Here is a 14,394-nt window from a genome sequence, read left to right on the forward strand (position 1 = left end):
GGTATGATTTTTAACCTGAAAATGGCTGTAAATTCCAGATAAATCGCCGCTAACCGTCAATTTGCAGAGACCTTGAGAAAATTAAAGGTTAAAATAGATACAAGTATTGATTTTCTCAATGTTTAAAATTGTATGGGATTTAATATCATCGGTGCAGTAGTCGGCTTTGTTATTCCTGCTGCTGAAAAAATTATTTCAGCATTTATTGACCAAAAATTTAGTAAAGAAGATAAACGTAATCTACCTGTAAAAGTTCAAGAAATTAGACAAGATCAGCGTATAAGACAGGCAGAAATAGACTATTATCATCGTCGAGAAGTTAGAGAAAAAGAATTACTGCAAATTCAAGAATTACGTCTGAAAGCAGATATGCAAATTGCAGCCGCAAAAGCAGAACGAGAAGAAAGGGCGCTACAATTAAAGCAAGAAGAATTAGAAGACAAGCGCAAATTAAGCGCCTTGTATTTAGATTTAATTCGTGAGAAAACAGCTAAAGAAATTGAACTCCAACAAAAGGAAATTCAAGCGATTTTTGACCAGCAAAGGTGGCCTGGTGTTTTAAGTCGTGATGAAGCCCAGAGAATTTTTATTGATGAACAAAAGAAACCACGCTTATTAATGTTAGTTCCGCCACCAGATATCAGTGAGGATTTCCCGATATCATTTCGCGACAGCTTGAATAAAGAAATTCGCAATCAATTAAAAATATTTTTAGAAAAGTATTATTCACTTCAGGGTGATTTATGTCCAGTAGAATTTTACGGTAAATATTTTGAGCGCTCGGTGTTTGACGCAGAAGTTAAGCAGTTAGAAACAATTTTATCTGCTGTACCAACGGCGATAATTTACACAGATGTTACCGACCACGAAGTTTATTTTAATGTTCGGTTTTGGGGATTGCAAGAGCCAGTATCTTTATCCTTTGAACCTTGGAATTGGGAAGAAGTCAAAAAAGAACTTGAAGAAGCTGGTAATGATGAAAAACAAAGTCTTCGGGTAATTAGACAAACTATTGTCACTTTACATAAGCTGTTAGCAGCTTTTTTAGCTGATTGGTATTACCTGAATATTAATCCAAATTATGAACCTCAATTATTTAATATAGAGTCACATATACCTGATGAGTGGAAATCAACGCTTATTGAAAAGCTTGCTGCAATACGACAAGAGTATAGAGAAATTTATGACAATGAGTTGAAAGCACTAGCAGATTTGCAAATCCAACAAACTCAAATAAGGCAGAGAGAAGTTTATAAGGATGAATTGGAATTAATTGCAGATTTGCAAAATAATAAAACTCAAAAATGGCAATGTGTAAATACTCTTAATGGACATAAAAGTACAATTTATTCTATTGCTATAAGTCCTGATGGCACAACATTAGTCAGTGGTAGTGGAGATAATATCATCAAGGTTTGGAATCTGCATAATGGCGAGATTATTTCTAATTTAAATGGGCATTTAAATACAGTTAGGTCACTTGCTTTTAGATCTGATGGGCTGATTCTCGCAAGTGGTAGCAATGATAATACAGTTAAACTCTGGTATTCTTTCACAGGCAAAGCTTCTGCAGGAAAGACTTTGACAGAACATTCAAATAATGTAACTTCAGTCGCGTTTAGTCCTGATAGTAAAACATTAGCTAGTGGTTGTGGAGATAATACTATTAAAATATGGGATTTAAGAAAAAATGAGCTAATTCATACACTCTCTGGGCATAAAAATTCTGTTACATGTGTTGTGTTTACTATTAATGGTGAGACATTAATTAGTGGTAGTCTTGATGAGACTATTAAAATATGGGAGTTAAAAACAGGCTCAGTCATTCATTCTTTTAAAGAACACTCAAAATCTGTTTGGAGTATTGCCATAAGTCCTGATAGAGAAACTCTTGCTAGTGGTAGTTATGACAAGACTATAAAAATTTGGCATCTTCCATCAAGGAAACTTATTCACACATTTTATGGGCATGAAAATGCTATTAGATCTGTTGTTTTTAGCCCTGATGGGAAAACATTAGTTAGTGGTAGTGCTGATAGTACAATTAAGCTTTGGGATTTAGGTACAAAAGAGTTGATAACTACTCTTTCAGGACATTTATGGAATATCTATGCTCTAGCTTTCAGTCCTGATGGAAAAACTATTGTTAGTGGTGGTGAAGACAAAACAATTAAAATTTGGCGTTGTGAGTAATATTGAGAGGGGTATGAAAGAGCAATTTTTAATAGACCTCTTGCAAAAGTCCTAATTTTCTCATTCTTCTCTGCGTCTCTGCGGCTCTGCGTGAGCTTTTCAAACTCCTAATCAAAACAGCGACAATATTTATGCAAGAAGTCTAATGTAGAGTGATTAAAAGTGCGATCGCTTTTTATTAAAACCCTCTCAAAAGTGGTAACATTTCAGCGATCGCAATCTGTAAATCAGGAAACTGTAGAGGCGAAATAGTCTCATTTTCTGCCAAAATCACTTCACTTTGATAACCATCTTCACTTGGTTCTCGAAATACATGTAATTGACGCCCAATTACATCTAATACCCAATAATCTGTAATTCCTGCTTTTGAATAAGCTTTTCCTTTAGTTTCACAATCTAGTTTAAGACTGCTATCTGCTACTTCAATAATTAGATAAACTTCTGAAGGTGTAGGATGATGATCTGCATAGTCCAGAGGATCTATTTTAACTACAGCAATATCAGGTTCTGGTTCAGACCGTTCATTTAACTTTACTGGATCTTGAATCGATACCCAAGCCCGATTTGCTAATCTATTTTTTAATAAATAATCTGTCCTCCCTACAGATGAACGATGGGCTGTCCCTTTTGCAATCATCCAAATAATCTTTCCTTCTAAAAGTTCCACACGTTCATCATCAGCAAAAATTCCAGCCTCAGCCATTCGGTGGTATTCATCCACAGTCCACAGGCGAAGCTTTAATGTTGTGTCTGTGTTTTGCATGGTTTGTTTAGCAAAGCTGAAGGTTAATTAATATCCTATTTTAATCCTGAGTTACTGCATCAAATAGTTGTGATACTTTGAGATTCATCTGATTAAATTGTGGAGAGATAATCACTTCATCACCTGAAAAGTTACCCACCTCAGTGTAAATATTTCCGGTTAATTCTAAAACCAAGACAGTTTGATTTTCGGGGTCAATAATCCAATATTCAGGAATTCCACAATCTTGATATTGTCCGCGCTTGGCAATAAAATCTCTATCCCGTTGTAATTCTCCTGGACTTACTACTTCAATTACTAGTAGCGGAGGTAGCATTGATAGGCGAATAGTATTACGTTTTGCTAACTGCTGAATATGTTCTTCCCGAATAATAGTCAAGTCAGGATAACGGTTTCTGGGTTCTCCTCTAACTTCCAGTTCTAAGCCATGTCCCCGAACTCTTCTATAATCTAACAGTGAAGCAAATCGAATCAGTAAAAATGTCGCAATCTGAACATTAATCCCTGATTCTGGAGGCATTTCGATTAACTCCCCGTTAAACAACTCATAGATTTTGTCTGTGCCATCATCATAAGATAGGTATTCTTCAAAGGTTTGAAATTGATGTTTAACTGGTAGCATCATAGTTTCTCATGATGAGTTTTAATGTAAGTTTAGCGGATTTTTCTCAGCCGTCTCATGAATACCATTCCAAATGACAAATGACTATTGACAAATGACTATTGACAATCCCCACTAGTTAGCTTTATTTGCCTCGTCCTACTTAAACCTCAACAATTTGAATTTCATCAAGCCGATTAATTACCACATCCGCACCTTGGACATGATCTAATTTATTAATCCAAGTAATCCCAATACAACCTGCGGCTTGAGCATTCTTTGCCATTTGCATATCACCGACAGAATCACCTACCATTAATGTAGCGCTTGGTTCTATCCCTAAGGCTTGGCAAGCTTGTAAAAATATTATGGGGTCTGGTTTACTCGGCCCTTCATCTACTCCCTTTTCTAGCTGGATATAATCGCTTAATTGGTGATGTGCGACAAAGTTTTGGACTTCTTGAGTTGTCGCTGCTGAGACGATACCGAGTTTTAATCCTGCTTCGGAAAGTGACTTCAACACCTCTACGCTACCTGCAAATAGTGGCGAAGGAGTTTGACTGATGTATTTTTCAGCTTCATCCAAGGCTTGACGGGCAATTTTTAAAGATTCAAACCATCCCTTACCAGTTTCCGCAATATATGCGGCGGTGGCGATTTCTGTTTCGCGGCGACTGGCGACTGACATAATACCTGCTGGGTCGAGGCTATTTCCATTGACACCAAAAGCCATAAGTAAGGGTTCGCCAATACCAGGGAATTGTGCATCTACTAACCTGGCTGTTCTTTGAGCGAGCGATCGCAAATAAGTTTCTGAATCTTCTAGAGTACCGTTTTTATCAAACAAAATCGCCTGAATATTGGTAAATGTGATATTTCTACATTTAATAGTTACCAAAATCTTCACCCCTAGTTATCAATAAAAAATTTCTAAAAATCACAATTGAGAATTGCTATAATTCCATAAAAAAAGAGGGAAAATCCCCCTTTTTGCAAAACTTTCATCTTTTTAATTACAGACAATATAGAAGTGTATTACTCTTCAATAGCTGCTGGAATTTCTTCTTCAATAGCTGCTGGGATATCTTCTTCTGTAGCTGGGGGAATTTCTTCTTCAACTACAACATCAGCAACATCAGCAGCAACAGCAGTGATACCTTGTTGTTTTGCTAGCAACTGTTCGCGATATTTAGCAGCCATTTCTTCTGCTTTATCGTAAACCAAATCGCGGTTCTTAATCATGTCACCTGGTTCTGGTTCCAGCTGCTTAGTTGATAAGGAGATCCGACCTCTTTCTGCATCTAAGTCAATGATCATCACTTTCACTTCATCATTAACATTAAATACACTGTGAGGTGTATCGATATGCTCGTGAGAAATTTCTGAGATGTGTAACAAACCGCTCACACCGCCGATATCAATGAATGCACCGTAGGGCTTAATACCGCGCACTGTACCAATTACAACTTCACCAACTTCGAGGCGGTTCATCTTCCGCTCAACTAGCGCCCGACGGTGAGACAGAACTAAGCGATTACGTTCTTCATCTACTTCTAGGAATTTCAATGGTAGTTCTTCACCTACCAATTCTTCTTTGGGTTTACGAGTGCTGATGTGGGAACCGGGAATAAACCCGCGTAATCCCTCAATCCGCACTAATGCACCACCACGGTTAGTAGCAAATACACCAGAACGAACTGTAGCATCTTCAGCTTGTAGCTGACGTACACGCTCCCAAGCCCGCATATATTCAATCCGACGAATTGAGAGAGTCAGCTGACCATCTTCGTTTTCATCGGTGAGAATGAAAAATTCCCTTGTTTCGTTAGACTGTAATACTTCTTCCGGGGCATCGACCCGGTTAATGGACATTTCTTGTATAGGTATGTATGCTGCGGTTTTAGCACCTATGTCAATCAGAGCGCCGCGCGGCTCTATACTGAAAACGGTTCCTGGTACAATATCGCCAGGGCTAAAGTGGTAATCGTACTTATCAAGTAGAGCAGCGAAATCTTCGTGAGTAAATCCAATTTCTGTAGCGGTTAAATTCTGATTGACCATGCTAATTTGTTCCTGGTTCTAGTCTCCGTAATTTTTTGTCGCAAGTGGAATTATTAGACAAGCGCTTATCTTGCTAGTCTAAACCTATTTCATCCTAGCGTAGAAAAGCTAGTAACAACACATATTAACTTCCAGATAGAAGATTATATCATAATGCCTGATGACAAGTCATTTATCGGAAGTTGGTGTTTATCGTCAAGGGTTTTTCACCCTAAGTATTCATAATTCGTTATCAAATTACTCATAATTAGAGTCTTTGACCCAGCATCTAGCTTACACCAAAGTCTTCCCCAATTATTCAGGATTATCAGGAATTATCGCTAATTGAAGTAATGGCAGATAGTTTAATTTTTACTCGGCAAACTAATTCTCTAGGCTTTAAAGCAAAATATCTGCTGATACTACAAAGTTACCAGCAGATATTTTGCTTTCGATGGTATTAACAATCTGGGAATAGCGAACTAGTCGTCTTTTTTCGCAATTCGGGGGGGTTCACGAAATGCGATCGCAAAGAAGAGAACTCCGATACACAGAGTGAAAATTAAGATGTACGCAACGCTTTCCATATTACAAGTTCCTGCCTATCCAGCCAGTAATAATATTGTAACAAGCTAGGAGATTGGGGACTGGGAACTAAGTATTAAGTAATTAGAAAAAACTTTTCTAGCCCCTAGCCCCTAGTCCCTAGTCCCTAATAACTAGAGGGCTTCCTTACGGCGGGTTGTCTTATCACCCACTTTCTGGAATAGACCCCACTCTACTTGCTCTTCTAGATCCGCTTCCACACCAGCGAATACATCGCGGTAGATGGTACGTGAACCATGCCACAAGTGACCAAAGAAGAATAACAGAGCAAATACAGCGTGTCCAAAGGTAAACCAACCTCTAGGAGATGTGCGGAATACCCCATCAGAGTTCAAGGTTTCCCGGTCAAATTCAAATATTTCACCGCCTTGAGCCTTACGGGCGTATTTCTTCACATCGGCGGGATCTGTAAATGTTTGACCATTCAAATCGCCACCGTAGAAGCTAACGGTTACACCAGATTGTTCAAAGCTATATTTGGATTCTGCCCGACGGAATGGGATGTCAGCGCGGACGATACCATCTTTGTCGGTCAAGATTACTGGGAAGGTTTCAAAGAAGTTGGGCAGACGACGTACAGTCAATTCTCTGCCTTCAGAATCTTTGAATACTGCATGACCTTGCCAAGATTGGGCAATACCATCACCCTTAACCATTGGCCCTGTACGGAATAAACCGCCTTTAGCAGGGCTGTTACCCACGTAATCGTAGAAGGCTAGTTTTTCAGGAATTTGTGACCAAGCTTCGGAAAGGCTGGCACCATTAGCCACGCTGGTTTGAACGCGGCGATTAATTTCTTGACGGAAGTAGCCTTGATCCCATTGGTAACGGGTAGGGCCAAACAGTTCAATTGGTGTAGCTGCGTTACCGTACCACATGGTACCAGCGACTACGAAGGCAGCAAAGAATACCGCAGCAATACTGCTAGAAAGTACGGTTTCAATGTTACCCATCCGTAGGGCTTTGTAAAGCCGTTCGGGTGGTCTAACTGTGAGGTGGAATAAGCCTGCAATAATGCCGACGATACCAGCAGCTATATGGTGAGCAACAATACCACCGGGATTATAGGGGTTAAAGCCACCTGGCCCCCATTCGGGTGCTACTGGTTGAATGCTACCTGTAACTCCAAAGGCATCGGAAACCCACATACCCGGGCCATATAGTCCAGTGAGGTGAAAAGCACCGAAGCCAAAACAGAGTAAACCAGATAAAAATAGGTGAATGCCAAACATTTTTGGCAAGTCGAGAGCAGGTTCACCAGTACGAGGATCTCTAAAGAGTTCCAAATCCCAGTAAACCCAGTGCCATACGGCAGCTAAGAACAACAAACCAGAAAGGACAATGTGAGCGGCAGCAACGCCTTCAAATGACCAGAAACCAGGATCTGTTGCAGGAGCGCCAGTAACGCTCCAACCGCCCCAAGATTGAGTAACGCCCAAACGTGACATGAAGGGTAACACGAACATCCCTTGACGCCACATGGGGTTGAGAACTGGATCGCTGGGGTCGTAAATAGCTAGTTCGTACAATGCCATCGAACCAGACCAGCCTGCCACTAGAGCTGTGTGCATCAAGTGTACAGAAATCAGCCGTCCTGGATCGTTCAGAACGACTGTGTGTACTCGGTACCAGGGTAGTCCCATCGACTACGCTCCTCCTCGATGAGTTAGTTTACAAAGCAATTTTCTTACGGAAGTTACGGGCGGCAAAATTTACCGCTCTTGCTTCTCTGTTGTTTTTGTTATTGCCAGGGTATTTCTTACCACAGCCTAGTCTTATTAGACAAATAGTGTGGTTGCTCTGGCAGTGCTGACACGCGGGGCGCTCTTTACCCGTTTGGGTAGCGATCGCTCTATGATTTTTCACTACCTAAAAGTTTTCTTGCGAAAACTCTTCCTGATTCTTGGAGAATCAGCTAAATGTCTTGACAGACATTTGGGTAGTTAAGCGTGCTAGGCAAGTGCCAAGCAAAAATGAGAATATTTTAAAAAGTGTAACTATTGATGGAACGCTTTGCAAGCGTGTAAATAGATGCGATCGCGTAGCATCTATGATATTTTTCGCTACCAATCCCGGTCATACATCTATTTTGCGTATTCTTCTGGAGGAATCGAGAACCGAGACAAGGGGGACAAGGAGGCTGGGAGGACTGTAGAGACGCGATTCATCGCGTCTCTACCCAATGCCCAATGCCCAATGCCCCATGCCCTAATCTACTGCGCGAAGGCTTGAATGTTGTGCAGCTGACACTTGGCTTCGGCAGTACCCAAGCGTTCGATTACTTGCTCTGCTGTGATCAAACGCTTCAGCACTACTTGTCCGATGCTAGTATTTGTCAGTGCGGCTGTTGTTGGCTTGACTTCTATGGTTAATACGGCTTCTTCTACTCGATATAGCCACAACAACTCGTTATTTTCTACCAAACAAACATTCAGTTTCTGAATATCTGGTTGGCGACGCCATGCGGTGATTTGCCAGAGTCCATCAGACGCCCAGACTCTAGAAACTGCCCAACCTTCCGAGAGGAAAAAATATTTCACGTTCTTAGTCTCACTATTAGACTATTAATCCTGCTGATTACGATATCGCGATCGCCTTCCGGGCTGATGTATATTGCGCAATATTATTGTCAGCAAAGCTAGGCAGTAAATGGCTAATTTTTGATTGACACTACTTGGCCTTTGCTCAAGGCTAAACTATCTCAAATATTTTGGATCGCTTCTTACCGTGACGACAAAATCAATTACTGTTGTAAATCTTAATAAATATCTATTTTTCTACTCAGGTTAATCAGATTTTCAAGTGGGGCATTGGGCATTGGGCATTGGGCATTGGGCATTGGGCATTGGGCATTGGGCATTGGTAAAAGTTTCAAGAGTATTTACGTTTTGTAATACTTATTATTTCAAGACAGTCAATCACGAGAAAATCTCACAACCAAACATAAAAATCTCTTCCCTAACCCCTATTTTCAAGACAGCCCCTCATAGGAACAACCCACAACCAAGCATGAAAATTTCTCTTCCCTGTTCCCCGTTCCCTGTTCCCTATTTTCAAGACAGCCCCTCATGGGAAAAACCCACAACCAAGCATGAAAATCAGTCTTTCCCATGCCCTATGCCCTATGCCCATTTTCAAAACATTAAATGAGTTAAATCCGCGATTATCTGGGTATTTAATCTCAGGATATGGATTTTTCGCGGATTTTTGTGGTAAATATTGCTATTTTTATGTAGTAAATTCACCAACCTATATTGACATACTCCCCAGCCTAAAGGCGTGGGGATTCTGGGTTCAAACAACAGTTGCAGGCATAGCCCGTCTTACACTATCTCGCCCGACAGACAATGCCCTGCCTGTTTGCACAATTCTATCAAAAAGCCGTCCTTTAAGCGGCGCACTGAGCTTGCCGAAGTGGACGGGGCTTTAGACCCAGGTTTTTGGTAAAATGACTCACCGCCTACCTCAATAATTTTCCAGATATGACCAGGTTTACCGTATCAGTTAGACGATGGAGACGGATGACGCAATTCCTGTCTTTGTTCTGTCTATGTTTATTGTTAGTTGTGAGTTGCGCTCCTCGTCAACAAACATCCACACCAAATAATCCCGGAACTCCGGCTACAGGTACAGGTGATGGACGGATTACTATCGGGACGACAAGCAAACCCAGAACTTTAGATCCGGCTGATGCTTATGAATTGGCATCGTTGGGTTTAGTGTTTAATATGAGCGATCGCCTCTATACTTATGAGCCTGGGAGTACAGAAATTAAACCCCAACTGGCGACAGCATTACCCAAAGTCAGCGCCGATGGTTTAACCTACACTATCCCCTTACGCCAAGGAGTCGTTTTCCATGATGGCACTCCCTTTAATGCGGACGCAATGGCCTTTACTATCAAGCGCTTCATTGAAAATAAAGGTAAACCTTCGTTTTTGCTAGCTGATATTGTCGATTCAGTCAAAGCTGCATCTGAGAACGAGTTAACTATCAAGCTGAAAAAACCGTTTGCGGCGTTTCCTTCACTACTGGCGTTTTCTGGGGTTTGTCCAGTTTCACCAAAAGCTTACGAAATCGGTGCGGGGAAATTTAAGCCAGGGACATTTGTGGGAACTGGGCCTTATAAGTTAGCCCAATATGGTACTGATTCCTTAAGATTGGATGTGTTTGATAAATATTGGGGCGAAAAACCAGCGAATCAAGGAATTAACGTCCAAATTCAAACTAGCCCAGTGAACTTGTTTAACGCTTTCCGTACTGGTGCTGTTGATGTAGCTTATCTTTCTTTACAGCCCGATCAAATCCGTAACTTAGAAGAAGGGGCGAAAAAGGGAGATTGGCAAGCGATTAGCGCTCAAGGTAGTGTAGTGAGTTACATGGTTTTGAACCGGAATCAAAAACCGTTGGATAAACCAGAAGTCAGACAAGCGATCGCATCGTTAATTGATCGTCCGCTATTAAATCAGCGTGTCTTGTTTAATCAAGCCGATCCGCTTTACAGCATGATTCCCACCACATTTAATGTGTCTGCGCCTTTATTCAAAGATAAATATGGTGATGCTAACTTTGATAAGGCGAAACAACTATTAACTGGTGCTGGTTTTTCTAAAGAAAATCCCGCCAAAGTACAAGTTTGGTATCCTTCGAGTTCCGCTACTCGCAGTTTAGTCGCCCAGACACTCAAATCATTAGTCGATCAAAAAATGGATGGAATCTTGCAATTTGAAATTAGTACCGTAGAAGGTGCGACTTTCTTTAAAGACATTAGCAAAGGTTTATATCCAGCAGCTTTACTTGATTGGTATCCAGACTTTTTAGATCCTGATAATTACGTGCAACCATTTTTATCTTGTCAGAAAGGTTCTGTTGCTAAAGGCTGTGAAGATGGCGGTAGTCAAACTCAAGGTTCTTTCTATTACAATGAAACCATCAATAAGCTCATCGATGAACAACGCAAAGAACAAAAACCAGAAACACGTAAGCAGATATTTACCCAAATTCAAGAACAGGTAACAAATGATGTACCTTACGTTCCCTTATGGCAAAATAAAGACTATGTTTTTGCACAAAAAGGTGTGAGTAACGTCCAACTCGATCCCACGCAAAATTTAGTTTACAAGCCAATTAAAAAGTAATTTTTAGTCAATAGTCCAGAGTCAATAGTCAACAGTCAAAGGGAGCATCTCGCTTTTTTAATCAATACCCTCAAGGGTATTGCTACACATACAAAGCCTGCGTAGGTAGGCTTCGTATTATAGCCCCAGGCTTACAGCATGTGGGCGTTTATCTTGACAAATGACCAATGACCAATGACTATTGACCATTAACTATTGACGATTAACCATTGACTCTTGACTAAATATGTCTCGCTCCAAAGCTCTACAATATTACATAGTCTCCCGGTTACTTTTAGCACCACTTCAGCTATTTACAATTGTCACGATTGTATTTCTCTTATTGAGAGCTACACCAGGAGATCCAGCCGATGCAATTTTAGGTGGGCGTGCGCCAGAAAGTGCAAAGGCGGAACTGCGTCAACAATTAGGTTTAGACTTACCTTTGTGGTTGCAATATTTAAATTATTTAGGAAATTTACTGCGATTTGATTTAGGAACTTCTTTAACTAGTCGGGGACAAAATGTAGGAGAAATTATCGGACAATATTTCCCCGCTACAGTAGAGTTAGCTGTATTTAGTATGGCAGTGGCGCTGATTGTTGGTATTTTCGTCGGTACGCTTTCCGCTTCTCGTCCGGGTACAGTTGTAGATGTAGGAGGACGTTTATTTGGAATAGTAACTTACGCATTACCAATGTTTTGGGCGGGGATGATTCTTCAGTTGATTTTTTCAGTACAACTAGGTTGGTTTCCTAACTCTAATCGCTTTCCACCGAACCTTACCGCACCAACTCACATTACTGGTTTGTATACTCTTGATAGCTTACTTGCGGGTAACTTCAGTCATTTTTTCATAGCATTGCATCATATCGCCCTTCCTAGCTTAACTTTAGGTATTTTATTAAGTGGAATTTTTGAGCGAATTGTGCGCGTGAATTTAAAGCAAACTCTGCAAGCAGATTATGTAGAAGCAGCTAGAGCTAGAGGTATTCCTGAAGGTAAGATTTTAGTTGCCCATGCTTTAAAAAATGCTTTGATTCCAGTGATTACAGTTTTAGGTTTAACCTTTGCTTCTTTGTTAGGGGGAGCGATTTTAACTGAAGTCACATTTTCTTGGCCTGGTTTAGCTAATAGATTGTATCAAGCGATCGCGGATCGCGATTATCCCATTGTCCAAGGCGTGTTGGTATTTTTCGGCGCGATCGTTGTCAGCGCTAGTATTTTAATTGATATTTTAAATGCTTACGTCGATCCGCGAATTCGGTATTAAGACATCAGTATCTGGTTTATTGATCAGGATGAGTGGAGTTTTTGAGATCTTAGAAAAAATTAAAACCAAGCCAGGAATGTATCTTGGTCGTCCTTCAGTGAGCGATTTATTTATGTTTTTAGTGGGATATGAATGTTCTCGCAGTGAGCTAGGTATTGAACCTACTGATGAGGAAGATGATTTTTATGGAGAATTTCAACCTTGGTTACAAAAAAAGTTAGGAATAACCACTGTAAGTTCATGGTCAAAGATGATTATGCTTTACTGCCATGATGAAAAGGCAGGTTTTGAATATTTCTTCAGTTTGTTGGACGAGTTTAAACAACGGGATAAAGTTGTAGATGCTGAAAGAATGAAGAATATATCTGAAACTGTTGCCAGTCATTAATGTAATCGCAACTTACTAGATTAAAATCATCGCCTATTTTTCAAGCTACATTTTCGCCCTGGGGGTTTGTATGCGTTCCCGTTTCTGCTTCAATATTTCAAAGCGTATCAAGTAAGCTGCTTGCAAAAGCGATCGCTTCTTCTGGTGTAGATATTTTTCCTTCAGCCTGAGCTATAGCAATTTCTGTAAGCAATTTACCAATTAATGGCGACGGAGAAAGATTTAATGCTATAATAATCTCCTTCCCACTCACAATTTGAGCGGGATGAGCGACCAGATCATCAGGGTTCAGGTAGCGGCCGATTAAAGGTGCGTAAACGCAGAGCGATTTATCTCCAGATATCGCCCCTACCAGATTATCAAAAGCTAAGGCCAGCGCTACAGCAGTACTAAATACAGTGCCTGCTTCCTGAAAGAAAAAATACTGTTCTCTAATAGACATATCAGGTGTTTTTAGCCTTGGGAACAGTCTGAGGGCTGTAGTCACAGATTGGATTTCGGCACGGCTGTAGGTGAGTTCCGTTAGCTCAATTTCCGCAGCTTCTGGATGAGGGTGGACAAGACAAGCAAGTTTAGCGATACCTAAGCGCGTGGTTTTGATAGTATCGCGGATGTATTGTTGCAGTTCAACCCCCAGAGGTTGCCAATTTTTGGCGATATAGTCGGCGGCTTTGTCAACTGCGGTGAGGTTCTCAAAGCTTTCGCTGGTGGCGTTTTTAAAGAATGGTGCGAGTACACCATCTAACCAAGCAGAAGCGATCGCATGATTACCTTGAGAACTTGCTAATAAATAACCAATTTCTACCCTGACTCGTTCTGCGGCTACTGTGGTGATGTGTGAAGCTAAAGAACGTATTGTTTGCTGGGTATTGGTTTCGATAGTAAAACCAAGTTGGGCTGATTGTCGATAGCCTCGCAGTAAACGTAAAGGATCGTCTTCTAAGTTTTTTGGCGAAACCATCCGCAAAACTCGCGTTTCTAAATCAGCCAAACCTTGCAATGGATCGATAATTTCTTGGGTATGGGGATTATAGGCGATCGCATTCACGGTAAAATCCCGCCTGTGCAAATCGGTTTCTAAACTCGCGCCTTCCTGTTGAGCAATATCAACTGTAGCGTTAGGGAAGACTACACGCGCAATTTGTCGTTGTGGATCGAGAAGAACAAAACCTGCTTGATAATGATGCGCGATCGCGCGTGCTACCTTAACTGCATCTGTAGGAATAACAAAATCTAAATCTAAGTATTCGCGACTTCTACCTAATAAAGCATCCCTCACCGCACCACCTACCATATATGCTGGTTGTGGTAATAAATCTATGCTAAACGGCCAATTTTCTGGAGCTAAGGTAGAAGAAACTAAATTATGCATTGTAATAAAAATCAACCCAGAAACTAGTGAATATAACTTTG

At 40.7% G+C, this 14,394-nt stretch carries 13 protein-coding genes; 5 read left to right on the forward strand and 8 right to left on the reverse strand.

What is annotated here, in order from left to right; translation table 11 throughout:
• Positions 1–132 precede the first annotated feature (132 nt).
• Positions 133–2,193, forward strand: a complete 2,061-nt coding sequence (locus tag AACW45_RS20525) for a beta-propeller domain-containing protein (protein ID WP_190634305.1) — start codon at positions 133–135, stop codon at positions 2,191–2,193.
• A 178-nt stretch (positions 2,194–2,371) separates the two neighbouring features.
• Here AACW45_RS20525 and AACW45_RS20530 read toward each other — a convergent pair whose 3' ends face one another.
• The 7 genes from AACW45_RS20530 to AACW45_RS20560 form a co-directional block, all read right to left on the reverse strand.
• Positions 2,372–2,956 carry a Uma2 family endonuclease gene (locus tag AACW45_RS20530; protein WP_190634307.1) on the reverse strand — a complete coding sequence of 195 codons (585 nt, stop codon included), beginning with the start codon at positions 2,954–2,956 and terminating at the stop codon, positions 2,372–2,374.
• Between the two features lie 40 nt (positions 2,957–2,996).
• Positions 2,997–3,578 carry a Uma2 family endonuclease gene (locus AACW45_RS20535; protein ID WP_190634410.1) on the reverse strand — a complete coding sequence of 194 codons (582 nt, stop codon included), beginning with the start codon at positions 3,576–3,578 and terminating at the stop codon, positions 2,997–2,999.
• Positions 3,579–3,720: 142 nt separating this feature from the next.
• Complete coding sequence (locus tag AACW45_RS20540; protein WP_190634309.1) at positions 3,721–4,455, reverse strand: HAD family hydrolase; 735 nt, start codon at positions 4,453–4,455, stop codon at positions 3,721–3,723.
• Between the two features lie 137 nt (positions 4,456–4,592).
• A complete protein-coding gene (locus AACW45_RS20545) occupies positions 4,593–5,618 on the reverse strand; it encodes a 30S ribosomal protein S1 (protein ID WP_190634311.1) in 1,026 nt (341 codons plus the stop codon).
• A gap of 461 nt (positions 5,619–6,079) precedes the next feature.
• Positions 6,080–6,184, reverse strand: coding sequence for a photosystem II reaction center protein T (locus AACW45_RS20550; RefSeq protein ID WP_071989499.1), 105 nt, complete (start codon positions 6,182–6,184; stop codon positions 6,080–6,082).
• A gap of 132 nt (positions 6,185–6,316) precedes the next feature.
• The gene (gene psbB / locus AACW45_RS20555; RefSeq protein WP_190634313.1) at positions 6,317–7,846 is read right to left on the reverse strand and encodes a photosystem II chlorophyll-binding protein CP47; all 1,530 of its coding nucleotides are present in this window, start codon (positions 7,844–7,846) and stop codon (positions 6,317–6,319) included.
• Positions 7,847–8,416: 570 nt separating this feature from the next.
• On the reverse strand, positions 8,417–8,743 hold the full coding sequence (locus AACW45_RS20560) for a hypothetical protein (protein WP_190634315.1): 327 nt from the start codon (positions 8,741–8,743) through the stop codon (positions 8,417–8,419).
• A 584-nt stretch (positions 8,744–9,327) separates the two neighbouring features.
• On the opposite strand from AACW45_RS20560, the gene AACW45_RS20565 reads away from it, so the two are divergent.
• The 4 genes from AACW45_RS20565 to AACW45_RS20580 all read left to right on the forward strand — a co-directional run bounded on the left by AACW45_RS20565 (position 9,328) and on the right by AACW45_RS20580 (position 12,981).
• Positions 9,328–9,633 (forward strand): hypothetical protein, encoded by a 306-nt coding sequence (locus AACW45_RS20565; protein ID WP_190634317.1) that lies wholly within the window; start codon positions 9,328–9,330, stop codon positions 9,631–9,633.
• A gap of 52 nt (positions 9,634–9,685) precedes the next feature.
• The gene (locus tag AACW45_RS20570; RefSeq protein ID WP_190634319.1) at positions 9,686–11,341 is read left to right on the forward strand and encodes an ABC transporter substrate-binding protein; all 1,656 of its coding nucleotides are present in this window, start codon (positions 9,686–9,688) and stop codon (positions 11,339–11,341) included.
• Between the two features lie 226 nt (positions 11,342–11,567).
• Entirely contained in the window at positions 11,568–12,593 is a 1,026-nt protein-coding gene (locus AACW45_RS20575) for an ABC transporter permease (protein ID WP_190634321.1), read from the forward strand.
• Positions 12,594–12,621: 28 nt separating this feature from the next.
• Positions 12,622–12,981: a hypothetical protein gene (locus AACW45_RS20580; RefSeq protein ID WP_190634323.1), complete on the forward strand. Its 360-nt coding sequence runs from the start codon at positions 12,622–12,624 to the stop codon at positions 12,979–12,981.
• Between the two features lie 97 nt (positions 12,982–13,078).
• On the opposite strand, the gene AACW45_RS20585 is transcribed toward AACW45_RS20580, so the two are convergent.
• A complete protein-coding gene (locus tag AACW45_RS20585; RefSeq protein ID WP_190634325.1) occupies positions 13,079–14,353 on the reverse strand; it encodes a CCA tRNA nucleotidyltransferase in 1,275 nt (424 codons plus the stop codon).
• Positions 14,354–14,394 lie beyond the last annotated feature (41 nt).

This window comes from Calothrix sp. FACHB-168, assembly GCF_963889195.1.
Taxonomy (GTDB): domain Bacteria; phylum Cyanobacteriota; class Cyanobacteriia; order Cyanobacteriales; family Nostocaceae; genus Aulosira; species Aulosira anomala_A.

What these genes read in the sequence shown, in the direction of transcription:
- AACW45_RS20525 (WP_190634305.1), top strand. Translation starts at nt 133, where the DNA reads ATGGGATTTAATATCATCGGTGCAGTAGTCGGCTTTGTTATTCCTGCT.
- AACW45_RS20530 (WP_190634307.1), bottom strand. Translation starts at nt 2,956, where the DNA reads ATGCAAAACACAGACACAACATTAAAGCTTCGCCTGTGGACTGTGGAT.
- AACW45_RS20535 (WP_190634410.1), bottom strand. Translation starts at nt 3,578, where the DNA reads ATGCTACCAGTTAAACATCAATTTCAAACCTTTGAAGAATACCTATCT.
- AACW45_RS20545 (WP_190634311.1), bottom strand. Translation starts at nt 5,618, where the DNA reads ATGGTCAATCAGAATTTAACCGCTACAGAAATTGGATTTACTCACGAA.
- AACW45_RS20550 (WP_071989499.1), bottom strand. Translation starts at nt 6,184, where the DNA reads ATGGAAAGCGTTGCGTACATCTTAATTTTCACTCTGTGTATCGGAGTT.
- psbB (WP_190634313.1), bottom strand. Translation starts at nt 7,846, where the DNA reads ATGGGACTACCCTGGTACCGAGTACACACAGTCGTTCTGAACGATCCA.
- AACW45_RS20565 (WP_190634317.1), top strand. Translation starts at nt 9,328, where the DNA reads ATGCCCATTTTCAAAACATTAAATGAGTTAAATCCGCGATTATCTGGG.
- AACW45_RS20570 (WP_190634319.1), top strand. Translation starts at nt 9,686, where the DNA reads ATGACCAGGTTTACCGTATCAGTTAGACGATGGAGACGGATGACGCAA.
- AACW45_RS20575 (WP_190634321.1), top strand. Translation starts at nt 11,568, where the DNA reads ATGTCTCGCTCCAAAGCTCTACAATATTACATAGTCTCCCGGTTACTT.
- AACW45_RS20580 (WP_190634323.1), top strand. Translation starts at nt 12,622, where the DNA reads ATGAGTGGAGTTTTTGAGATCTTAGAAAAAATTAAAACCAAGCCAGGA.
- AACW45_RS20585 (WP_190634325.1), bottom strand. Translation starts at nt 14,353, where the DNA reads ATGCATAATTTAGTTTCTTCTACCTTAGCTCCAGAAAATTGGCCGTTT.